The following is a 21,598-nucleotide window of genomic DNA, read 5'->3' as shown; positions in this document are numbered from 1 at the left end:
CTGGCGACAGATCGTCCAGTCTCGCTAAGCCATCAGCCGCGCGCTGAGGGTCAAATATTTGCTCTAGGAGCGGGCCTACGCCGTCGATGCCACGGAGGAGCGTGGCAACATGGCCCTGCAGTTCAAGCCTGTCAGGTGGAGAAAGAAAAGCCCCAAGCGATGGCTCTTATCTGGCCCTGACGCAGTAGGGCCGTGACATCGCCATCGACGCCAACTTCGCTTCACGAACTGAGACCGCGAAGCTTGGTGGCTTGATCAATCCTCGCTGGCGGAACCGGGCTCGGCCATTTTGCGATGCTGCTCCGCCAGGACTGCGGCAGGCGTGACATGCGCCAGGGCCGCTTGCACTTTGTTCTTCCATCCGGACACGATATGCGCCTCGCCCTTCATCAAGGCATCCCAGCCGTCGCGCGCGACGTCAGCCGGATCGCTCTTTGTCTCCGATGCGCCGACGCTGGTGTCGAGCATATCGGCGCGATCAAAGAATTCGGTCTCGACCGGGCCGGGCATCAGCGTCGTGATCGTGACCCCTTTGCTATCCTTGATCTCATTGCGGATCGCATCGGCGAAGCTGTCCACGAATGCCTTGGAGCCGTTGTAGACCGCCTGAAAACTGCCCGGAATGAAGCCGGCGATCGATCCGGTGATGAGTATCTTTCCGGCATCGCGGGCCACCATGTCCTTCAGCACCTTCTGAAGTAGATAGAGCGTGCCCGTGATATTGGTGTCGATGACGCGGCGCCAGTCGGCCACCTCCTGGTCAAGGAATCCATGGCCAAGGCCGCGCCCGGCATTGGCGCAGAGCAGATCGATTTGCCGCCCATTGGTCGCGGACAGCAGCTGGTCGACGCCTTGCAGCGTTGCCAGGTCCGCTTCGACGGAGGTGACTTGAACGCCGTGACGCTTGAAATCCTCTGCGGCGGCATCGATCAGCGGCTCGTCGGCAACCACCAGCAAGTCGTAGCCATTTTCGGCAGCGATGGAGGCAAGTTCGAAGCCGATGCCCGTCGAGGCGCCGGTGATGATCGCGAATTTATTGGCCATGATATTTCTCCTATTCCGCGGCAATGGCAGCGGATCCGAAATCGGGCTTGAGCACGATCTTCGTCACTTCGTTCTGGTTGTCGTGGAACATCTTGTAGCCTTCGGGCGCATCCTCCAGCGCCATGCGGTGCGAGATGAGGAAGGTCGTATCGATCTTCTTCTCGAAGATCGCATTGAGGAGGGCAGGCATATAATGCTGCACGCTGGTCTGGCCGGTTTTAAGGGTCAGGCCCTTTTCCATGAAAGCGCCCAGCGGGAATTTGTCGACGAAGCCGCCATAGACTGCTGGCATCGAGACGCGCCCGCCCTTGCGACAGGCGTGAATCGCCTGACGGATCGAATGGGTGCGGTCGGTGCCCAGGAACAGCGACGCCTTGATCTGGTCGACCACATTGTCGACGAAGAAGCCGTGCGCCTCCAATCCGACAGCGTCGATGACGGCATCAGGGCCGATGCCGCCGGTCATCTCCATCAGCGCCTCATAGGTCTTGGATTCCTCGAAGTTGATCGTCTCGGCGCCGAACTTCTTCGCCAGTTCCAGACGATGCGGGAAATGATCGATGGCGATGACGCGCTGCGCGCCCATGAGGAAAGCCGACTGGACCGCGAACAGCCCGACCGGGCCGCAACCCCAGACCGCGACCGTATCCCCCGGCTCGATGTCGGCATTTTCCGCCGCCTGCCAGCCCGTGGGAAGGATGTCGGAGAGGAATAGCACCTCATCGTCGGTAAGTTCGTCCGGCACGACGATCGGGCCAACATCGCTGAAGGGCACTCGCACATATTCGGCCTGACCGCCGGCATAGCCGCCCGTCAGATGGCTGTAGCCGAACAGGCCCGACATGGGCTGGCCGTACATTTCCTGGCCGATGTCCTGATTGTCGGCGGGGTTGCCATTGTCGCAGGCGGAATATTGATGCTTGCCGCAATGGTAGCAGCTGCCGCAGGCGATGGTGAACGGCACCACGACCCGCTGGCCCTTTTGCAGGGTTGATCTAGGGCCGGTTTCGACCACTTCGCCCATGAATTCATGGCCGAGAATATCGCCCGCCTGCATGGTCGGGATATAGCCGTCATAGAGATGCAGATCGGAACCGCATATTGCGGTGGAGGTGACCTTGATGATCGCATCGCGCGGATTGAGGATCTCGGGATCGTCAACCGTATCTACGCGCACGTCATGCTTGCCGTGCCATGTGAGCGCGCGCATCAGGCCTTCTCCTCGTCGAGCTGTTTCTGGGTCCAGGCCGCGGTCGCGACCTCGCCTGTTTCCATCAATTGCTTGAAGCGGCGCAGGTCGCGCCGCGCCTGGATCGCCGGTTCGCGCTGGAACAGCTTGGCGATCACTTGGCCGATGATGCCGGCCGGCGGATCATAGGCGATGATGGCGGTGACGACCGTGCCACGGTCCCCGGCATCGCGAAACTCGATCCGACCGCTATTGGGCACGTTCGCGCCGTCGTCCGATGCCCAGGCGATGAATTCGCCGTCCCGTTCGTCGGTAATGGTCGCGTCCCACTCCACCGTCTTTCCGCCCGGGGCCTTGACCACCCAATGGCTGCGCGTGGGCGACAGCGTGTCGATCCGTTCGACATTGTCCATGAAAGCGGGGAGGTTGGTGAGGTCGCGCCAATAGGCGAACAACTCGGCGCGCTGCCGGTTGATCGTGACCGACCGTCCGATGATCGTGCTGTCCCCTTCGGGCGCATGGACTTGGGCAGCGGCGTCGCGCTGGCCTTCCCTGGTCTTGGCGGTTTCCAAAGGCGCGTCGTCTGTTGCAAGGGGCATGCGCTGTCTCCGATTTTTTGGACGAACGGTGAAGGCCGCCGCGCCAAGCGGCTTTGGCCGCCAACGATCCTCATTTGAATGCAGGATATGCTGCACAACGCCGACCTGGCCCGTTGGTCCCATCATGCGAGGTGAAATCTGCTTGATAGAAGTTAGACCGCTATGTCTCCGCCTACAGTTGGCACGATGCGGCGGAACGCAGTGTCCGATTCGCGCGTATTGCGTGCATCTCCATCCAAGAGGCATCCATGGCAACCGCGCCCACCAATGTGCGTTGTGTCCGGGCTCACCCCGTTCACGGCATCCTTTCCGCCTATCCGCTCGCCTTCTTCACCGCGGCATTCGTGGCGGACATCGCCTATGCCAACAGCGCGCAAATGCAGTGGGCCAATTTCGCGGTGTGGCTGATCACCGGCGGGCTGCTGATCGGCGTTTTGGCCGCCATCGCGGGGATCGTGGATGCGCTGCTCTACAAGGGGACACGCAGCCGATCGTGGCCGCACAGCGTCGGCGTGTTGCTGATGATGATCCTCGCGCTGTTCAACGTCTTCATCCACAGCCGTGACGGATGGACGTCGGTAATGCCGACAGGCCTGATCCTGTCCGCGATTGTCTCGGGGCTGGCGCTGGTGACGAGCTGGATGGGCTATTCGCTTGAAGCGCGGCGGGAGGGCCTGTGATGTCTCCATTCATACGCACCACCTTGATGGCAGTGTCCGCCCTCGCGCTGTCGTCCTGCGGCGGCGGCGGTTCCGCCTCCGATCAGGTTGGCCCCAATCCCAAACTGCCTTCACAACAGCAGTATCTGGTTCCGCCGATGCACGTCGCCAGCCCCGAACCTTGGGGCAGCAGGGTACCGCAGGTCGCAGACGGGCTGAAAATCTCGGCCTTTGCGACCGGCTTCAAGAATGTGCGCGCGCTGTACGTGCTGCCCAATGGCGATGTGCTGGCCGTTGAGCCCAAGGCGCCGAGCGAACCGGTCAGCAGGCCAAAGGACATCCTCGTCGGTATCATCCAGAGCTTCGGGCACAGCAAGGTCACCGGCGCCGATCAGATCACGTTGCTGCGCGACGCCGATGGTGATGGGCGCGTGGAGACGCGAACCGTGCTTATCGACAAGCTCACATCGCCCTTCGGCGTGGCCTTGGTTGGCGGCGATCTCTATGTCGCCAACACCGATGCGATACTGCGCTTTCCCTATGTGACCGGCCAGATCAGGATCACCGCACCGGGCACGGTCCTGACCGAACTGCCCGGCGGCCCCATCAACCATCACTGGACCAAGAGCCTCGTCCCCAGCCCCGACGGAACGAAGCTCTATGTCGGCATCGGCTCGAACAGCAACATCACCGAAGCGGGCATGGAGGCCGAAAAGGATCGTGCCCGCATCTGGGAGGTCGATCGCGCGACCGGCGCCCACCGCGACTATGCCACAGGCCTGCGCAATCCCAATGGCCTCTCCTTCAATCCGGTCAGCGGGCAGCTATGGACGGTCGTCAACGAGCGCGACGAACTGGGACCGGACCTAGTGCCCGACTATATGACCTCGGTCCGCCCCGGCGGCTTCTACGGTTGGCCGTGGAGCTATTGGGGCCGCAACGTCGATCCGCGCGTCATGCCCCGGCGGCCGGACAAGGTCGCCCGCGCGATCATGCCCGATTATAGCCTGGGTTCGCATGTAGCGCCCCTTGGCATGGCCTTCTACACCGGCTCGGGCCTGCCTGCTGGTTATCGCGGCGGCGCATTCGTCGGCGAGCATGGCAGCTGGAACCGGGGCAATCTTAACGGCTACAAGGTCGTTTGGGTGCCATTCGCGGGAGCCCGGCCCAACGGCAAAGCGCGCGATGTGGTCACGGGTTTTGTCGCGGCTGACGGCAAAGCGTTGGGGCGGCCCGTCGGGCTCGCCGTGGACCGTGCCGGCGCGCTGCTGATCGCTGACGATCTGGGCAATGTGGTGTGGCGGGTGACTGCGCGCTGACTTCCAAACCTACCCTCTTCCCAATCCTGCCGATCAAAAGGACATATCGATGCCCAGTCCCGCCATTTTCTACAGCGCCGATGTCGAGACCATCCTGCCGGACGAGGCGGAGACTCAGGCCGAACTGATCGAGACCTTCCGCTCGATCATCGAAGCCGTCCATGCTGACACGGGGCACGCCTATCGCAGCGTGCATGCCAAAAGTCATGCGTTGCTGGAAGGCGAGATGGAAGTGCTGAGCGACTTACCGGCCGAACTGGCGCAGGGCCTTTTCCTGACGCCGCGGCGCTATCCGGTCCTGGCGCGGATATCGACCAACGCAGGCGACATCCTGCCGGATTCGATATCTTTGGCGCGTGGTCTGGCGGTCAAGGTGCTGGGCGTGGACGGCGAGCGGCTGCCTGGGAGCGAGGGCGACAGCACCCAGGATTTCGTGATGGCGAACGGCACCAGTTTTCCGGCGCCCACGGCCAAGGCTTTCCTCAAGAATCTGAAGCTGCTGGCCAAAACGACCGACCGGATCGAATGGGGCAAGAAGGCGATCTCGGCGGTGTTCCGCGTGACGGAGAAAGCGCTCGAAGCGGTCGGAGGCGAAAGTGCGCTCCTGAAGTCGCTGGGCGGTTACCCTAACAGCCATCCGCTGGGCGAGCGCTATTTCAGCCAGGCGCCCATCCGCTACGGTGCCCACATCGCCAAGGTTGCCGTCGTGCCTCTGTCGGCCAACTTCAACGCGCTGTCGGATACCGAAATCGCGATAGACGGCCGCGAAAATGCCCTTCGCGAGGAAGTCGCCAAGGTCCTGGCGACGCAAGGCGGGCAATGGGAATTACGGGTCCAGCTCTGCCGCGATCTGGAAGCCAATCCCGTCGAGGACGCGTCCGTCGCATGGCCGGAAGACGATAATCCCTATGTTCCTGTCGCCATCATCACCATCCCGGCCCAGACCAGCTGGTCGGAAGACCGCGCGGCAAAGATGGACGACGGCACGTCTTTCAGCCCTTGGCACGGCATCGCCGACCATCGGCCGCTGGGTAATATCATGCGCGCGCGCAAGCCTGCCTATGCGGCATCTTCCCAGTTTCGCGGATCGCTTAACGGCTGTCCCATGCACGAGCCGGTGCCAGAACCTTCCGTCTAGCAAATCTTGCCAAGCCTGCTGGCGCAGTAAGATCGCCTGGCCTATGACCAGTGCGATCATGAAGCGCGAGACATAGTTGATGGCACTGGTAAAGAAGTCGACGCTCGGGACGCGCAAAAGACCAGCCGTTGGCGATGAGGGGTCCCCGCCGGAAGCACCGGCGGCAACCACAAGGCGGACGCCAGTCCGTCGCGCTTCTGCCGAGCGTGCGGTGACGGTCGTCGAACGGATCGACCAGGCGACCGAAGAGTTGGCGAGCGGCCTTGCCGAGGCGTCCTCGGCCTCGACGGAATTGCAGCAGTCGATGACGCGCATCGCAAGCGGTGCCGAGGAAGCGGCAGGCGCGGCGCAGGAGTCCTTGGGATCGGTCGGTGCGCTCGGCAAAGCCTTCGAGTCCGCGCGCGAACGTGCCGAGGCGTCACAGCGCAGAGCGGAAGGCGTCCAGACCGCCTTCGGCGACGCCAGCGCGCAGATTGAGATGGCGGTCGCCGCCATCGAACTCAACGCCCGGCGCCAACTCAGCACGGTCGAGACGATCGGATCGCTGGAAGCCGCTGCCGCCAGCATCGGCGATATCGGCCAGACGGTCGCTGACATATCCGACCAGACAAGTCTCCTCGCGCTCAACGCCACCATCGAGGCCGCGCGCGCGGGCGACAGCGGCACGGGTTTTGCGGTCGTCGCCGACGAGGTGAGGGCACTGGCGGAAAGCTCCGAGGCGAGCGCCGGCGATATACAGACGCTTGCAGTGAACATCGCCGGCGAAATCCGCCTCATCGCAGAGCGCGTGCGGAGTGCCGCTGCCACAGCTGATGCCGAGGCAAAGGCCGGTCGCGAAGTGGTCGGTCAGCTGGAGGACGCGCGTGCAGAATTGGCACTAGTCGCCGCTGGCGCGCAGGACATATTGTCCGCGGCGACGGAAATGGACATCGCGGCGCGTGAGGCCGAGCGTGGGGCCGAGCAGGTAGCGAGCGCCGCCGAAGAGCAGTCGGCGGCCGCGGCCGAGGCGCAGCAGGCGATCGAACAACAGAGCATTTCGCTCGACCAGAGCCAGCAGACGTCGGAATCGCTGGGGCGGCTGACGCAGCATCTACGCGGGTCGGGGGACACGAGTTCGGCTGCCCACGAGGTGGCCGCTGCCGCCGAAGAGCTGTCCGCGACCGTTCAGGAGCTGTCGGGCGCGTCGGGCCAGATCCTGGTCGCGATCGAGCAGATCGGGCGTGGCGCTGAGATCCAGTCTGCGGCGACCATTGAAGCCAACAGCGCCATGGGCCAGATCGAGACCGCCGCCACCCTCGCGCAAGGCCGTGCGGCTACATCCGCCGAGCGGCTAAGCGCACTTGTAGCCAAGGTGACGATCAGCCGTAAGACGGTCGAAACGCTCGCCGCAGGGGTCGACGGCTCGGTCGGCGAGACACGGAACGTGCTCGTGCTGCTCGCCAAGTTGGGAGATACCGGACGCAGGGTGGAGAAGATTACCGACGCGCTCGCCCTGATCGCCGTGCAGACGAACATGCTGGCCGTCAGCGGCTCGGTCGAAGCCACGCGTGCCGGGGAAGCCGGATCGGGCTTCTCCACGGTCGCAGCCGACATCCGCAAATTGTCGCGGGAATCCGCTCTCAATGCCGAACGGGCCAAGGACACGGTGCGGGCGATCCAGGACCAGATGGCGGCCGTGCGCCGCGACCTTGACCAGATCGTAGGTGCTGCGGAGGGAGAAGTCGTACGCGCCCGGGCCATGATCGACCGCTTCAATCAGATCTCGGCGGATCTCGACCAGTCCCAACTCGACAGCATGGGCATCTCGCAAGATGTCGATGCGATTTTGCGCTCGGTGCGCGAAGTAAAGAGCGGCACCGAACAGATCGCGACCGCCGCCGAGCTGGCCGCGGAGGCGGCGCGTGAAGCGTCGGCGGCCGCCCGTCAGCAATCGCAGGGCGCCGAGATGCTCGCCGCGGCGATCGAGGAGATCGCTTCGCTCGCCGACGCGCTGGTGACGAAGTCGGCCTGACCATGGCGAGTGCCGTCACCAACGTCGATGAAGAAAGACTTCTGGGCTTCCGCTGCGGCGAGGATCATTTCGGCGTCGCCGCGTCGCTGGTGCGCGAAGTGGGACGCGTGCCCCGCCTGACTCGCGTGCCGCATGCGCCGGCCAGCCTGATGGGTCTCGGAAATTTCCGGGGCACGGTGTTGCCGGTGCTGTCCTTCGCCCGGCTAAGCGGGCGGCCGGTGGAGGACGAACGGCGTGTGATCCTGTTGGATACCGCCAATCCCATGGCCTTGGCGGTGAATGCGATATCGGCGCTCACCAGCGACCGGCATGTCCGCAGGGTGGATGTCGAGGAACTTGCGAACAGCGACTTCTCGGCGACCACCAAGCCCCGAGCGCGGATCACCGCCGTGGAAAGCGAAACGGCAATCCCTGCCGAATCGGCGGTGCTGCTGGTCTCTTTCCTGGTCGGCGGCCAGGAATTCGCACTGCCGATCGGCGCCGTTCAGGAAATCGTGCCGCTGCCCGACAGCATCGCCACTCTGCCGCACGCTGACAGCGTCGCGCTCGGATCGATCGCCGTCCGCGATGTTCTGCTGCCGCTCTTGTCGCTGCGCGCCTTGCTCGCTTTGCCGCAAAAGGAACAAGGCGCGCGTGCGCGGATCGTCGTCGTTCGGATCGGCGCGCACCGGGTCGGTCTGGTGGTCGATGCGATGCGCGGGGTCATCCGCGTCGCCGAAAGCCAGATCGACGCGGTGCCGCCGGTTCTCGCACGCGGGGGGGCGGAGGCGCGCATCCAGGCGATATGCCGGCTCGAGCGCGGCGACCGCTTGGTGTCGGTGCTCGCACCCGAGCATCTTATCCGCGACGACATCACCGCGCGCCTGCTGGAGACCGCATCGACCGAGGACGGAATGACCAAGAGCAAGAGCGGCGACGCACAGGAACAGTTTCTGATCTTCCGCATCGGCCAAAGCGCGTTCGGCTTGCCGATCGGCACAGTGATCGAAGTCGCAGCGCTTCCGCCCAAGCTCACTCGCCTCCCCAAGGCGCCGGCCTTCGTTCAGGGCGTCATGACATTGCGCAATTCGGTCATTCCAGTGATCGACCAGACGATGCGCTTCGACGGTACGCCGGCGCAGGGTGCGCGCCGCCGCGTGATCGTCGTGCGGATCGGCGAACTGGCGGCGGGTTTCGTGGTGGATGCCGTGAGCGAGGTCCGCACTATCTCGGTCGCCGCACTCGGCCCTGCACCGAATATGGGTAGCGAAGACACGCAAGTCTTCGATCGGGTGGCGACATTGGAGGATGAGCGCATCGTCCTGATCGTCAGCCCGCAGGAACTGCTCGACCGAACCGAGCGGGCATTGCTCGCCAACTTCAACGAAGCGGCACCGGCCACGCCTTCGTGACGCGGCTACTTATCGTCGATGATTCGCCGCTAATGCGGCGACTGCTGCTAGATATATTCAGCGGCGCGGGCGGTTTCGACATCGATGTTGCCAAAAACGGCGAAGAAGCGATCGATCTGCTCCACCGGTTCAAGCCTGACGTCGTCACGCTTGACATCCATATGCCCGGCATGGACGGCCTCCAATGCCTCGACCGGATCATGGTGGAGCGGCCGACGCCGGTGGTGATGATTTCGGCACTGACCGCGGAGGGCGCCGACGAGACGCTGGAGGCGATGGCGCTCGGCGCGATCGATTTCATCGGCAAGCCGCGTGGGCCGATCTCGATCGAGATCGAGGGCGTCACGGAACTGCTTATCGAGAAGGTGCGATCGGCAGCGCAGGCGAAAATCTCGCGGACGACCCGTCTGACGGATCGGGTGCGGCTGCGATCGGCCCTTGTGCAACCGAAGTCCAAGCCACGGACCGGCGCGGTTCCTGCCGCCAAGCCCCGCCCCATCAAGCCGCTGCCCGAACGATCAAGCGCCGATGGGCTCGTGCTCATCGGCACCTCGACAGGAGGACCCGCCGCGCTCGACGTCGTCCTGGCCGGCATTCCCGCGGACTTTCCCTGGCCCGTCGTGATCGCGCAGCATATGCCCAAAAGCTTCACGGGCGCGCTCGCCCGCCGCCTCGACCGCTTCTGCGCGCTCACGGTCATCGAAGTCACCAAATCCGAGCCGCTGCGGCCGGGTCACGCCTATATCGGCCGCGGGGACGCAGACCTGCTGATCAGCCGACGCGGCGCATCGCTGATCGCGCTGGCCGCCCCGAGCGCGTCCGAACTGCACTGGCATCCGAGCGTCGACCGGCTAGTTGAGAGCGCGATGCAATATCTCGGCCCCGAACGCCTCATTGGGGTGTTGATGACGGGCATGGGCAATGACGGAGCGCGAGAGATGGCCGAACTGGCACGCAAGGGCGGCCGCACGATCGCCGAAGCCGAGGAGACGGCCGTGGTCTGGGGCATGCCGGGCGCGCTCGTCGCGGCGGGCGGGGCGGATCATATCGAACCGCTCGACGCCATCGCGGCCAGACTGAACATGCTCGTGGGCCGGTGAGCGATATCACCCGACCGGCCGAGGCGCCGGACATCTCGATCTCGCCCGGGGAGCTGCAGAAGGTCACGGCGTGGATCTATCGCTGGACCGGCATGACCTTCGGCGAGGGCAAACGCTATTATATCGAACGGCGGATCGCCGAGCGGATCGGCAAGACGGGCTGCAGGGACACCAGGGCCTATCTGCTGCTCTTGGGGAGCGATCCCAAGGAACGCCAGCTACTGACCAACGCCTTCACCATCAACGAGACCTATTTCTATCGCGAGGAGCATCAGTTCGCCGCCCTCGCCAACGAGATATTGCCGGCCATCATCACGACCAAGCGGCCGGGCGACCTGATCCGGATATGGTCGGTGCCCTGCTCGACCGGAGACGAGGCCTATTCGATCGCACTGTGGTTGCTGGAGAACTGGCCGCTGGTCGATGCCTATAATGTCGAGATAGTGGGATCGGATATCGACACAAAGGCGGTTGAAGCCGCGCTGGCCGGACGCTTCGCCGCCCGCGCCCTGCAACGTCTACCCGAAAAGCTGCTCACCGCCTATTTCGAGCCTGAGCATGGCCATCGCCGCAAGATCATCGACGACCTGCGCGAATCGGTGCGCTTCACCGCCGCCAATCTGTTCGACGCCGCGTCGCTGGCGGACCTTGGTCGGTTCGACGTCATCTTCTGCCGCAACCTGCTGATCTATTTCGATGACGCATCGCGGTTGATCGCGGCCGACAATCTGCACGACCGGCTCGTGCCGGGCGGGTATCTGTGCCTGGGCCATAGCGAGTCGATGGCGCGGATCAGCGATCGTTTCGATCTGGTTCGCCTGAGCGACGCAATCGTCTATCGTCGGGCGTGATGGACGAACTGCTCGAACAATTTCTGATCGAAGGGCGTGACCTGGTCGCCCATGCCAATGCCGCCTTTGCGCTGTTGCACGGCAAACCGGGGGAGGAGGGGGCGATCGATGCGGCCTTTCGCGCCGTCCATACGCTCAAGGGCTCGGTCGGCCTGTTCGACATGGCACCCGCCGAGCGGCTGCTCCATGCAGCCGAGGACAGGCTCTCCCTCGCGCGCAAGGGTGAGACCAGGCTGACGGCTGTAGATTTAACCTCGCTGGTCGGGATGATTGACCAGGTCGATCGTTGGATAGACGCACTGGAACGGGATGGCACGCTGGGCCCCGACGCCTCTACCCTGGCGGAGCGGTTGTTGACCTCAGACGGCTTGGAGGTCCGCGCCGAGTCTGGCAGGGGCTGGCTCGCTGCTCTCATCAACCGTCATCGGGCGGTGATCCAAAATAGCCAGACCCCCTTGGTCGCCTTTCGCTATGCGCCGGACAGCGACGCTTTCTTCCGCGGTGAAGACCCCCTGGCGCTGGTCGCGACCCTGCCCGGCTTAGTAGCGATCGACATACTGCCGGCTACGGAAAAATGGCCGACCGCCGACGCGTTCGAGGCTTTCTCGTGCATCATCGCGATAGAAGGTCTCAGCAGCGCGACGGCCGATACTCTGCGTCCCTTCTTCCGGCTCGTACCGGACCAGTTCACACTAACGCCGTTGGAGGTCGGTCGCGAAGACGGCGCTGGCACGGTCGAACCCGCAGCGGAACCGGACACCCAGGCCGCTGGCACGATAGTTCGCGTGGACGCCCACAGGGTCGATGCGCTGGCGGACACGGTCGGCGAACTCGTGGTTGCGACCAATGCCCTAGCCATTCTCGCCGAACGGGCCGACGCCATCGACGCGCCGCTCGCGCTCGGCATCCGCGCGGCCCAGGCGGACTTGGAGCGTGCGGTCGGCGCGGCGTCGCGCGCCGTCTCGGCCGTTCGGCTGGTCTCGCTGGCGCCCGCACTGCGCCGGCTGCCCCGTCTGGTCCGCGAGATCGCGGCGAGCTTGGACAAGGATATCCACTTCGCCATGACCGGCGAGCAGACGGAGGTCGACAAGCATATCGCCGATGGCCTGTTTGAACCGCTGCTGCATCTGGTGCGCAACGCGATCGACCATGGGATCGAGGATGCGGCCGCACGCATGCATGCCGGCAAGACACCGACCGGCAGCCTGACCCTCGCCATCGGGCGGGAGGCGGAGGATGTCGTCGTAACGCTCTCCGACGACGGCGCCGGGATCGATCGCGACCGGATTCGCACTACCGCCGTGGTCCGCGGCCTCATCACGGCCGAAGTCGGCGAAGCTCTTTCCGACGCCGGCACGCTGGCGCTGATCTTTGCGCCGGGCTTCTCGACCGCGCAGGCCGTCAGTAGCGTCTCGGGCCGCGGCGTCGGCATGGACGCGGTTCAGGCTGCCATCGACCGGTTGCGCGGTCGGATCGAGATCGACAGCGTCGTCGGCCGGGGAACGCGCTTCACTCTACGGCTCCCGGCCAACGCGATCACCACCCGGTTGCTGGTCATCGACGTGGCGAACGACCGCTATGCCGTGCCGTTCGACCAGATCGCCGAGACCGTCCGGGTGGGCAGCGACCGGCTTGTGCCGGTAGGCACCGGCATGGCCTGCGTCCTGCGGAACCGCACCGTCCCCGTCCTCAGCCTCGCCGAAATGTTGGGCGGCACGGATAGCGGCGCGTCGCCGGTCAAACTGCTGGTGACGCGCGCGAGCGGCGATCCTGTCGCGCTGCGGGTCGATGGTTTTCACGAGCGGCTGGATGCCATGGTCCGGCCGCCGACGGGTTTTCTGGCGGGTATGCCGCTGGTGGGCGGAACGACGACTATGGGCGACGGCGCCGTGCTGCTGGTGCTCAACATGGCGGAGGTCGTGGGATGAGCGTGCGGGTCGACGGCATGACGATCCATATCGAGGGCAATAGCCCGGTCGAGGATGCCGAGCCTCTGCTCAGCGCGTTGCAGCGCATGCCGGACGCGACCGTCGATCTTTCCAGAGCGACCCGCCTGCACAGCGCCAGCGTGCAGATATTGCGCGCCCTAGCGCCGCCCACCGTCGGATCGCCCTCCGATCCATTTCAGGCTAGCTTCGTCTTCCCCCTGCTCTCGATCAGTGACGGCGGCAAAGAGTTGGTCTAACAGCATGCGTTACGCCCGGCGCGACTCTTGCGCTTTCTTGCTCTGCGCCCTTTGGAGTTGCCATGTCCGTTACCGTCCTGATCGTCGATGACAGCAAACTCGCCCGGATCGTGGCGGGCAAGGCGCTGGCCGAGCTTCAGCCGGAATGGCAGAAACTGGAAGCGTCGAGCGCCGCCGAAGCCTTGGCCGTCATCGCGGACAAGCCGGTCGATATCTGCCTCATCGACTTCAATATGGTGGACAAGGACGGCCTCGAACTGACCGAAGAGTTGCGCGAGACCCGGCCGGACATGCCGATCGCGCTCATCACCGCCAACATCCAGGATGAGATCATCGCCCGCGCGCGCGCCGCTGGCGCGACTTTCGTGGCGAAGCCGGTGACGAGCGAAGGGTTGCAGGGCTTCCTCTCCGGCGCTGCGCTGCGCCTGCGATCGTCGAAAGCATGACCGCCGAGAGCATCTCGCTCGACGATCTCGAGCGCGACGCCCTGACCGAGATCGTCAATATCGGCGTCAGCCGCGCGGCATCCAGCCTGCGCAAGATGATCGGCGATCAAGTCCTGCTCTCCGTGCCTTCGATCGAGGTTGTGAGCCAGCGCCGCGCGGCACGGTTGATCAGCGAGCGCGAAGCATCCGAACTGGTCGCCGTGCGGCAGGATTTTTCCGGCCCTTTCTCCGGCCGCGCCTTGCTCATCTTTCCCGAAACCAACAGCCTGGAGCTGGTGCGGGCGGTCACGGGCGGCGAGCTGACCGCGCAGGAAGTCGTCGACCTCGAGCATGAAGCGCTGGCGGAGACCGGCAACATCATCCTCAACAGCTGCCTTGCGACCATGGCCAACATGCTCAGGCGGTCGCTGACGATGACCATACCGGAAGTCCTTCGCGGTTCGGGCGCCATGCTGTTCGAGGTCAACGAAGACGGCGCGTCGGAAGGCCTCGTCTTGTTTCTCTATATCGATTTCGCCGTCCGCAAGCATGACATACGCGGTTACATCGCGATGATCATGGACTTGCCGTCGCTCGGCGTCCTGAAGGAGCTGCTTGAAGAGTTCATCGCCACTATCGTGGGTGACACGGACTGATGCTCGCCGGGGCGGATGCAGGAGACGATGTCCGCGCGATCCTCGCCGCCGCAGGGGCGAGCGGCACTTGGGACTGGGACGTCGTGGCCGGCGAACTGCGCATCGACGCGCGTTTTGCCGAGCTATACGGCCTTGATCCTGCAGACGCGCAGCGTGTCTTGCCCACGCGCCTTTTCTTCAAGGCGATCCACCCCGAGGACCAGGCGCGGATCAAGATCGCGGTAACCGGCATGACCGCCGGCGCGGAGCGCTTCTCGAAGGAATTTCGTGTGGTCGCGCCCGATGGCGAGACGCTGTGGATGCACGGCCGGGGTCAGGCGCATTTCGACGAGCAAGACATGCCTGTCCGTTTCACCGGCCTGCTGGTGGACGTGACAGAGCGCAAACGGACCGAAGAGCGGCTGCGCATCGCACAATCCGCCGGGGGTGTCGGTACCTTCGAATATTCCGACGGCTATGCGACCGCGACGGTGTCAGGCGAATTCTGCCGACTGCTCGGCCTCCACCCCGCCACAACCCTGCCGGTGCGGACGATCAATTCCGTCCTGAAGAACAAGGACGAGCCCGATCTCATCCCCGAAGCCCATCGCGGTGGACCGCCGGACACGCTGGACGGCAGCTTCTGCGTCGTCCGAAGCGACGATGGCGAGGAAAGATGGATTGCCCGGCGTGGCGAGATCGTGCGCGACAAGGACAATGGCGGCTATCGCCTGATCGGCGTCATTTATGACGTGACGGCTACGAAGGCGCAGGAGGCAGCGCTCCGCGATCTCAACGAAACGCTCGAGACGCGAGTCGAGCAGGCGGTAGCGGAGCGGCAGGCGGTCGAGGATGCTTTGCGCCAGGCGCAGAAGATGGAAGCGGTCGGCAATCTCACTGGCGGCATCGCGCATGATTTCAACAATCTTCTGACGATCATCATCGGCAATATTGACACGGTCATCCGCCGGTTCGATCCGGGCGCCGATCCCCGCGCCAAGCGTGCGCTCGAAAACGCGCTGAAGGGCGCGGACCGTGCCGCCGCGCTCGTGCAGCGCCTTCTCGCCTTCTCCCGTCGCCAGCCCCTCGATCCCAAGTCGATCGACATCGAGCGGCTGCTGACGGGCATGGCAGATCTGCTGACGCGCTCGATCTCGGAATCGATCGCGATCCAGATCGTGCCGGCAGCCGACCTCTGGACCGTCGAGGCCGATCCCAATCAGCTCGAAAACGTCATTCTCAATCTGGCGGTCAATGCGCGCGATGCCATGCCCGATGGCGGCGCGCTGACGATCGAAGCCAGGAACGTCACGCTGGCCCCCGACGCCGTGTCCGATGCCCCCGCGGGCGATTATGTCGCAATCAGCGTCGTGGACGACGGTATCGGCATGGCGCCAGAGACGGTGGAGAAAGTATTCGATCCCTTTTTCACGACCAAGGAAGTAGGCAAGGGCACGGGCCTCGGCCTCTCGATGGTCTATGGCTTCGTCAAGCAATCCGGCGGTCATATCCAGATACTGTCCACCCCTGGGTGCGGTACGACGATCACGCTGTTTCTTCAGCGCTACCTGGGTCACAGCGCAGCCCTCGCCGCCGATGTCGTGCCTGTAGACGAACAGGCGGGAGGTCACGAATCCATCCTGGTGGTGGAAGATGATGACGATGTCCGCGCCTACACCGTCGGAATATTGAGGGAACTGGGCTATCGCGTCATAGAGGCGCATGACGGTTCAACCGCGCTCAAACTGCTCGAACGCGCCGATCCCGTCATTGCTCTGCTTCTGACGGACGTCGTGATGCCGAAAATGTCGGGAAGCCAACTTGCCGACGCCGCCAAGGCATTGCAGCCCGGGTTGGGCGTCCTTTACACGTCGGGATATACGCGCGACGCGATCACGCGCGACGGCCGGCTGGAGGCCGGCGTTGACCTGCTCACGAAACCCTTCACTTACACGACGCTGGCGTCGAAGGTGCGAGACCTTCTTGATGGCCACTGAAACAAGCGGTTCGGAACTCGTGGCCAAGCTGAACTTCCGATCAAATGTTTTAACGCATCAGGCCAGCTGAACGCAGGGCGTCTTCGATGATCGCGCCGACGCCTGCTTTGGCGCGCGCCGGCTCCGGTGCTGCTTCCATGCGATGCTCCTGCCGATGCATGGGCTGCTCAGCCTGCAATAACCCCCAACTGCGGGCTATGTGACGTGTCGATGAAATGCCGACGTCCAGCATATAAGGTCCGCTCACGCCGCAAGCGTCCGGCCCGTCGGTCTTGAGTGGTGTGCCGTGCCCCATGCCACTGATCGTGTAGGATTCGATGACGCGTCGTCCCGTCGGATCCGTCCAGCAATCTCGTGCGTATCCGTCCACAACTTCGCGCGTCGCGGGCTGATCGGCAACACCGTGGATGCCGCGCCACTGAGCGACGATCCGCCCCGCGTTCGACGGATCGACCGTCTTGTCGGCGCCGCCCTGCCACACCGATACTATCGGCCAAGGTCCGTCGTGGGCCGACGCATCGCGTACCAGCGTCGCAAGGCGTGCGTCGGCCGGGTAGCCCGCCCCACGCATGCGCGCGAACGCATCAGGGATCGAATGGGCCGCGCCGAAGGGAAGGCCCGCAATGATCGCGCCGCCGGCAAAGACTTCGGGATAGCCAGCCAGCATGATCGAGGCCATGGCGCCACCGGCCGAAAGGCCGGTCACGAACACGCGCGAGGGATCAATGTCGTGCCGGGCGGTCATCGCGGCGACCATGTGCCGGATCGAGGATGCCTCGCCCCCGTCGCGCCGTGCATCGGCCGACGAGAACCAATTGAAGCACAAGTTGGGATTGTTGGCACGCGTCTGTTCGGGGAACAGCAACGCGAACCCGTGATCGTCGGCCACGTGCGACCAACCCGACCCATGGTCATAGCCGGCAGCGTCCTGGGTGCATCCGTGAAGCACCACGACCAGCGCCGGGTCCCGCGCGAGATGCTCCGGGACATATATGCGCGCGTGCAACGCGCCCGGGTTGCTGCCGAAGTCGGTGAGATCGGTCAGCCGGTCCTGCCGTCCTGGCATCATGTTGGGGAGGTTCTTGGACCTTAGTTTCGCCAATTGCGCGATCGTCTTACTCAAATGGGCCATTTTGTGCCTCCAGCGCAGGCGGAAGCCATTGCAAACAGGGAACGCCTCATCGCTCGGATTCGTTGCTGCACTGCACAATGAATCGTCTTGATCGGGATCAAGTGGCGCGCTGTTCACCGATCAGGCCATCATTGCAAGCGCGTCCAGCAAGGATTGCACGCGCGGGATGCGCTCGTCGTCCTGCGTCGGCTGCTGCAGCAGCAGGCGGCCGTTCTTCTCGACTAGGCCCAATGCTCTCAGATCTCCCGTTCGATCGCAGCGAAGGGTAAGCGCGATGGCGGCGGGACCGGCATCGATCCGCGCGATAGACAGGGTGCGTGCCGCCACGCGAATCCGGGCCCGCATCAGCAGCATGGCGGCCTCCTGGGGGAGAGGGCCGAACCTGTCGATCAATTCGTCCTCGAAGGCATCCATTCCGTCATCGTCCATGATGCGCGACAGACGGACATAGAGTGCGAGCCTAACATCTGCTTCGGGAATCCAGCCCTGCGGCAAGCCACCGCCGGAGCCGAGATGAAGGTCCGGCGTCCAGCGCTCCACCGCCTCACCGCGCGCCTGGCGCAGCGCGGCGCCGAGCAAATGCTGATAGAGGTCGATGCCGATGAGTTTGATATGTCCTGCCTGGTTTTCGCCCAGCAGGTCGCCCGCGCCGCGCATGTCGAGGTCCTGCGCACTGATGTCGAACCCCGCACCCAGACGATCGAACGTCGCCAAGGTACGAAGTCGCTTCAATGTCCGCTCACCGATCGCCTCCTCGCTTTGAGTCAGAAGGATCACCTGTCCGCGCCGATTGCCGCGGCCCACCCGGCCGCGCAGCTGGTGCAATTGCGCAAGGCCGAAGCGGTCGGCGCGCCAGACGATCATCGTATTGGCGCGCGGCACGTCCAGTCCGGCTTCGATGATGTTCGTCGCCAGCAATATGTCGCCCTGTCCCTGCCCGAACCCGACCATGACCGCGTCGATCTCCGTCGCCGGCATCTTGCCATGGGCCTCGACCAGAGCGAGGTCGGGTACGACGCGACGGAGCTTTTCGGACAGTGTCGCCATATCCTCGATACGCGGCACCACTACGAAGCTTTGCCCGCCGCGCCCTTTTTCGCGGAGCAATGCGGTGCGGATGCGCCCGTCCTCATATTGGTCGAGGCTGGTACGGATCGGCTGGCGGCGGGCGGGCGGCGTGGCGATGACCGATATCTGCTGCAAGCCGATAAGCGCCATCTGCAAGGTGCGCGGGATTGGCGTTGCGCTGAGCGTCAGCAGATGCACATCGCCCGCGCCGCGCAGCTTCACCTTGTCGGCGGCGCCGAAGCGCTGCTCCTCGTCGACCACGACTAGGCCGAGCTTCGTATAGGTCACGCCCTTGGCCATGACCGCGCCGGTGCCGATCACGATGTGCACAGACCCGTCGGCAAGCCCCGCTTTGACGGCCTTCTTTTCCGCCGCGCTGGACAGGCGCGACAGGCCCGCGACCTGAATGCCCGATCCTTCGAACCGCCGCTGGAAATTTTCGATATGCTGGCGAACGAGCACCGTGGTGGGCGCGGCGATCACCACCTGATAGCCGGCGAGCGCGGCCAGGGCTGCGGCGCGCAGCGCGACCTCCGTCTTTCCGTAGCCCACGTCGCCCACGACCAGGCGATCCATCGGCTTCCCGCTTGTCAGGTCGTCGCGGACGGCCGCGATGGCGCGCGCCTGGTCCGCCGTTTCGTTGAAGGGGAAGCCGTTCGCAAAGCGTTCATAGACTGCCGGATCGGGCGCCATGATCGGTGCGGTGAGGCTCGCACGCGCCTCCGCCAGCGCTGCGAGGGCCTTGGCGCTTTCCGCGATGGCTGCGTCGATCGCGCCCCGCCGCTTGAGCCAGGATGCGCCGTCGAGCCTGTCGAACGTCACGGCGTTGGCATCCGCACCATAGCGCCAAATCTTTTCGGCATCGTCGATCGTGACCAGCCGGCGCGCGCCGCCGGCATATTCCAGCGCGATCATCTCCGCGCCATTGTCCGCTTTGCCCTGGGTCGGGGCGGGTGCGAGCCCGAGCACGCGCCCCACGCCATGATCCTCATGCACCACGACGTCGCCGACGCGAATCTCCGCGCCGCTGCTCGCCCAGGGATTGGCGGTCGCGATGGCGTCGTCGTCCATGACGGCGCGGCTGCCAATCAGATCCGCAGCGGCGATTAGGATCAGCTGTTCGTCGACGAATCCGGCATCGACCGGCATCGTGATACTCGCGCCGCTTCCGGCTTTCAGGTCTTCGATACTGGTCCAGTCGGTGACTTCGGAAAGGTCGAGCGCGAGGCGTTTGCCGACCCGCGTGCGCAGGAAGCGCAGATCGCGCCGACTGCCCGCGAGCAGCAATGCGCGCCCTTCGGCCAGGAGCGGCTTGGCGAAGCGGGCCAACGCGGTGAGCGGCGAGGCTGCTTGCGCAAAACGCGGAACCGCCTTGATCGCATCGTCAAAGGACATGCTGCGCCAGGATTTGCAGGCGCGTGACCAGGCCGCGTCATCCATCGCGTCGATCGTCTTGCCGTTGCGTGCCACCGCATCGGTAGCGAGCTGGATGAACCTTTGCCGCCGCCGATCCGCCTTGTCCGATTGGGCAAGCACGCCCGGCGTCAGATGATCCAGGATCGTGACGGCCTCCCAGACAGGCGGCTCGGCGGCGCGCCCGATCTCGAGCGCCTCCATCTCCGCGATCGTTCGCTGGGTCACCGGATCATAGGCGCGAACCGCGCTGACCTTACCGTCCAGCAGGTCGATACGCGCCGGCAGGCCGGCATCCGCAGGGAATAGGTCGATAACATCGCCCCGGATCGCCATTTCGCCTGGTTCGTCGACACGATCGTCGGCGAAATAGCCGAGATCGACTAGCGCGGCCCTGAAGGCTTCCGTGTCGACAGGATCGCCAACGCGCACCGTCGGCGGCGCACGATCGAACGCCTGGGGCGCGGCATAGCGACGCGCTGCCGCCTCGCCGCTCAATATGCAGGCGACCGGGCGCCGTTCCTTGTCCTGCTGCGTAAGCCGCAACGCGCGCAACGCCGCCGCTCGCCTGCCGGCATTGGCGGGGGAGGCGGGAACGGGGTCACCGGGGAGAGCATCGCTCGATGCGACATGAATGACGGGGTTTTCGGGCCGGAGGCAGCGCACAGCAGCGGTGAGCGCTTCGGCCTGTTGCTCGTCATCGGCGAGGAAAAGGATGTCGTCCTCGGCGAGGGTCCGGGCGATCTGCATCGCGGTGAAGGCGAGGTTCATGCGGCGCGCCCCGTCGCTCGTGGCGGGACGGCGTCGGGCCAATCTCCGCTTTCCAGCGGTGCAAGCGCCGCGAAGGCGACGGCGTTCAAGTCGACCCTGATCGCGTCGCAGCTGAAACGGATCGCGTCGCGCGGGACGGCGCGCAGATCTTCTCCAAGCGCACCGGTCTTGGCTGTCGCAACCACGATGTAACTCACCTCGCCGGAACGGCATTCGATCAGCGCTTCGACCGCCTTGCCCATGGCTGTGCCGTCGGCATCGACGACGGGCAGGCCCGCAATCCCGGTCGCCGTGAACAGGGTCGGGACCGACGATTTGCGGCTCTTGACCTCCGCCGATTTGCCGCCATCCTCATAAGCGCGCTGCCGTCCGAGCCACCGCCAGATGCCGACGAGGTTGACGAAAGTCAGAAAGCCGTTGGCCGTGATGAGGTTGGTCTGACTCGAACCGATGCCGACAAGCGTCCAGCAGATTGACCCTAAGGTGAAGACGACAAAGCCCCATCCGGTAACTCTGGCGCCCAGATTGGCGGCGGTCATCATCGCAGCGATCATCGTTGCGGCGGGCGCGATCCATCCGGCAAGTTCGTTCAAGGCGCGTCCTTTCGTGGTGCCATGTGGCCCGATGCGGTCCCAGGTGGGAAGAAAAGCTCTGACGCTCGTGATCGGCAC

The 21,598-nt window shown here is 64.6% G+C and carries 18 protein-coding genes; 12 read left to right on the top strand and 6 right to left on the bottom strand.

Annotated elements, in window-relative coordinates:
* Window positions 1-255 precede the first annotated feature (255 nt).
* The 3 genes from SBA_RS15715 to SBA_RS15705 are packed head-to-tail and all read right to left on the bottom strand — an operon-like array spanning window position 256 to window position 2,832.
* Window positions 256-1,044: an SDR family NAD(P)-dependent oxidoreductase gene (locus tag SBA_RS15715; RefSeq protein ID WP_261935094.1), complete on the bottom strand. Its 789-nt coding sequence runs from the start codon at window positions 1,042-1,044 to the stop codon at window positions 256-258.
* Between the two features lie 10 nt (window positions 1,045-1,054).
* Window positions 1,055-2,254 carry a zinc-dependent alcohol dehydrogenase gene (locus SBA_RS15710; RefSeq protein ID WP_261935093.1) on the bottom strand — a complete coding sequence of 400 codons (1,200 nt, stop codon included), beginning with the start codon at window positions 2,252-2,254 and terminating at the stop codon, window positions 1,055-1,057.
* Window positions 2,254-2,832, bottom strand: a complete 579-nt coding sequence (locus SBA_RS15705; RefSeq protein ID WP_261935092.1) for an SRPBCC family protein — start codon at window positions 2,830-2,832, stop codon at window positions 2,254-2,256. The genes SBA_RS15710 and SBA_RS15705 overlap by 1 nt, the downstream gene beginning before the upstream one ends.
* 248 nt (window positions 2,833-3,080) lie before the next feature.
* On the opposite strand from SBA_RS15705, the gene SBA_RS15700 reads away from it, so the two are divergent.
* From SBA_RS15700 to SBA_RS15645, 12 genes are all read left to right on the top strand, one after another.
* Window positions 3,081-3,512 (top strand): DUF2231 domain-containing protein, encoded by a 432-nt coding sequence (locus SBA_RS15700; RefSeq protein WP_261935091.1) that lies wholly within the window; start codon window positions 3,081-3,083, stop codon window positions 3,510-3,512.
* Window positions 3,512-4,810: a PQQ-dependent sugar dehydrogenase gene (locus SBA_RS15695; RefSeq protein ID WP_261935090.1), complete on the top strand. Its 1,299-nt coding sequence runs from the start codon at window positions 3,512-3,514 to the stop codon at window positions 4,808-4,810. The genes SBA_RS15700 and SBA_RS15695 overlap by 1 nt, the downstream gene beginning before the upstream one ends.
* Before the next feature lie 49 nt (window positions 4,811-4,859).
* Window positions 4,860-5,948 carry a catalase family protein gene (locus tag SBA_RS15690; protein WP_261935089.1) on the top strand — a complete coding sequence of 363 codons (1,089 nt, stop codon included), beginning with the start codon at window positions 4,860-4,862 and terminating at the stop codon, window positions 5,946-5,948.
* Window positions 5,949-6,159: 211 nt separating this feature from the next.
* The gene (locus tag SBA_RS15685) at window positions 6,160-7,959 is read left to right on the top strand and encodes a methyl-accepting chemotaxis protein (protein WP_261935088.1); all 1,800 of its coding nucleotides are present in this window, start codon (window positions 6,160-6,162) and stop codon (window positions 7,957-7,959) included.
* Window positions 7,960-7,961: 2 nt separating this feature from the next.
* Window positions 7,962-9,350 (top strand): chemotaxis protein CheW, encoded by a 1,389-nt coding sequence (locus tag SBA_RS15680; RefSeq protein WP_261935087.1) that lies wholly within the window; start codon window positions 7,962-7,964, stop codon window positions 9,348-9,350.
* Window positions 9,347-10,450 (top strand): chemotaxis-specific protein-glutamate methyltransferase CheB, encoded by a 1,104-nt coding sequence (gene cheB / locus SBA_RS15675; protein WP_261935086.1) that lies wholly within the window; start codon window positions 9,347-9,349, stop codon window positions 10,448-10,450. Before SBA_RS15680 ends, cheB begins: the two co-directional genes overlap by 4 nt.
* Entirely contained in the window at window positions 10,447-11,301 is an 855-nt protein-coding gene (locus SBA_RS15670; RefSeq protein WP_261935085.1) for a CheR family methyltransferase, read from the top strand. Before cheB ends, SBA_RS15670 begins: the two co-directional genes overlap by 4 nt.
* Window positions 11,301-13,229: a chemotaxis protein CheA gene (locus tag SBA_RS15665; RefSeq protein WP_261935084.1), complete on the top strand. Its 1,929-nt coding sequence runs from the start codon at window positions 11,301-11,303 to the stop codon at window positions 13,227-13,229. Before SBA_RS15670 ends, SBA_RS15665 begins: the two co-directional genes overlap by 1 nt.
* Complete coding sequence (locus SBA_RS15660; RefSeq protein ID WP_261935083.1) at window positions 13,226-13,486, top strand: hypothetical protein; 261 nt, start codon at window positions 13,226-13,228, stop codon at window positions 13,484-13,486. The genes SBA_RS15665 and SBA_RS15660 overlap by 4 nt, the downstream gene beginning before the upstream one ends.
* Window positions 13,487-13,548: 62 nt before the next feature.
* On the top strand, window positions 13,549-13,932 hold the full coding sequence (locus SBA_RS15655) for a response regulator (protein WP_261935082.1): 384 nt from the start codon (window positions 13,549-13,551) through the stop codon (window positions 13,930-13,932).
* The gene (locus tag SBA_RS15650; RefSeq protein WP_261935081.1) at window positions 13,929-14,567 is read left to right on the top strand and encodes a chemotaxis protein CheX; all 639 of its coding nucleotides are present in this window, start codon (window positions 13,929-13,931) and stop codon (window positions 14,565-14,567) included. The genes SBA_RS15655 and SBA_RS15650 overlap by 4 nt, the downstream gene beginning before the upstream one ends.
* Window positions 14,567-16,543, top strand: a complete 1,977-nt coding sequence (locus tag SBA_RS15645) for a hybrid sensor histidine kinase/response regulator (protein WP_261935080.1) — start codon at window positions 14,567-14,569, stop codon at window positions 16,541-16,543. Before SBA_RS15650 ends, SBA_RS15645 begins: the two co-directional genes overlap by 1 nt.
* Before the next feature lie 49 nt (window positions 16,544-16,592).
* Here SBA_RS15645 and SBA_RS15640 read toward each other — a convergent pair whose 3' ends face one another.
* From SBA_RS15640 to SBA_RS15630, 3 genes are all read right to left on the bottom strand, one after another.
* A complete protein-coding gene (locus SBA_RS15640) occupies window positions 16,593-17,675 on the bottom strand; it encodes an extracellular catalytic domain type 1 short-chain-length polyhydroxyalkanoate depolymerase (protein ID WP_261936758.1) in 1,083 nt (360 codons plus the stop codon).
* Between the two features lie 120 nt (window positions 17,676-17,795).
* Entirely contained in the window at window positions 17,796-20,927 is a 3,132-nt protein-coding gene (locus SBA_RS15635) for a DEAD/DEAH box helicase (protein WP_390902457.1), read from the bottom strand.
* Window positions 20,924-21,520 carry a PRC-barrel domain-containing protein gene (locus tag SBA_RS15630; RefSeq protein WP_315975779.1) on the bottom strand — a complete coding sequence of 199 codons (597 nt, stop codon included), beginning with the start codon at window positions 21,518-21,520 and terminating at the stop codon, window positions 20,924-20,926. Before SBA_RS15630 ends, SBA_RS15635 begins: the two co-directional genes overlap by 4 nt.
* Between the last annotated feature and the right edge of the window lie 78 nt (window positions 21,521-21,598).

Source organism: Sphingomonas bisphenolicum, from assembly GCF_024349785.1.
Classification (GTDB): Bacteria; Pseudomonadota; Alphaproteobacteria; order Sphingomonadales; family Sphingomonadaceae; genus Sphingobium; species Sphingobium bisphenolicum.
This window is presented reverse-complemented; position numbering and strand designations above follow the sequence as displayed.

Bases quoted from the DNA above. Each gene is read 5' to 3' on its own strand.
- SBA_RS15715 (WP_261935094.1), bottom strand. From the start codon at position 1,044: ATGGCCAATAAATTCGCGATCATCACCGGCGCCTCGACGGGCATCGGC.
- SBA_RS15710 (WP_261935093.1), bottom strand. From the start codon at position 2,254: ATGCGCGCGCTCACATGGCACGGCAAGCATGACGTGCGCGTAGATACG.
- SBA_RS15705 (WP_261935092.1), bottom strand. From the start codon at position 2,832: ATGCCCCTTGCAACAGACGACGCGCCTTTGGAAACCGCCAAGACCAGG.
- SBA_RS15700 (WP_261935091.1), top strand. From the start codon at position 3,081: ATGGCAACCGCGCCCACCAATGTGCGTTGTGTCCGGGCTCACCCCGTT.
- SBA_RS15695 (WP_261935090.1), top strand. From the start codon at position 3,512: ATGTCTCCATTCATACGCACCACCTTGATGGCAGTGTCCGCCCTCGCG.
- SBA_RS15690 (WP_261935089.1), top strand. From the start codon at position 4,860: ATGCCCAGTCCCGCCATTTTCTACAGCGCCGATGTCGAGACCATCCTG.
- SBA_RS15680 (WP_261935087.1), top strand. From the start codon at position 7,962: ATGGCGAGTGCCGTCACCAACGTCGATGAAGAAAGACTTCTGGGCTTC.
- SBA_RS15665 (WP_261935084.1), top strand. From the start codon at position 11,301: ATGGACGAACTGCTCGAACAATTTCTGATCGAAGGGCGTGACCTGGTC.
- SBA_RS15660 (WP_261935083.1), top strand. From the start codon at position 13,226: ATGAGCGTGCGGGTCGACGGCATGACGATCCATATCGAGGGCAATAGC.
- SBA_RS15655 (WP_261935082.1), top strand. From the start codon at position 13,549: ATGTCCGTTACCGTCCTGATCGTCGATGACAGCAAACTCGCCCGGATC.
- SBA_RS15650 (WP_261935081.1), top strand. From the start codon at position 13,929: ATGACCGCCGAGAGCATCTCGCTCGACGATCTCGAGCGCGACGCCCTG.
- SBA_RS15645 (WP_261935080.1), top strand. From the start codon at position 14,567: ATGCTCGCCGGGGCGGATGCAGGAGACGATGTCCGCGCGATCCTCGCC.
- SBA_RS15640 (WP_261936758.1), bottom strand. From the start codon at position 17,675: ATGGCCCATTTGAGTAAGACGATCGCGCAATTGGCGAAACTAAGGTCC.
- SBA_RS15635 (WP_390902457.1), bottom strand. From the start codon at position 20,927: ATGAACCTCGCCTTCACCGCGATGCAGATCGCCCGGACCCTCGCCGAG.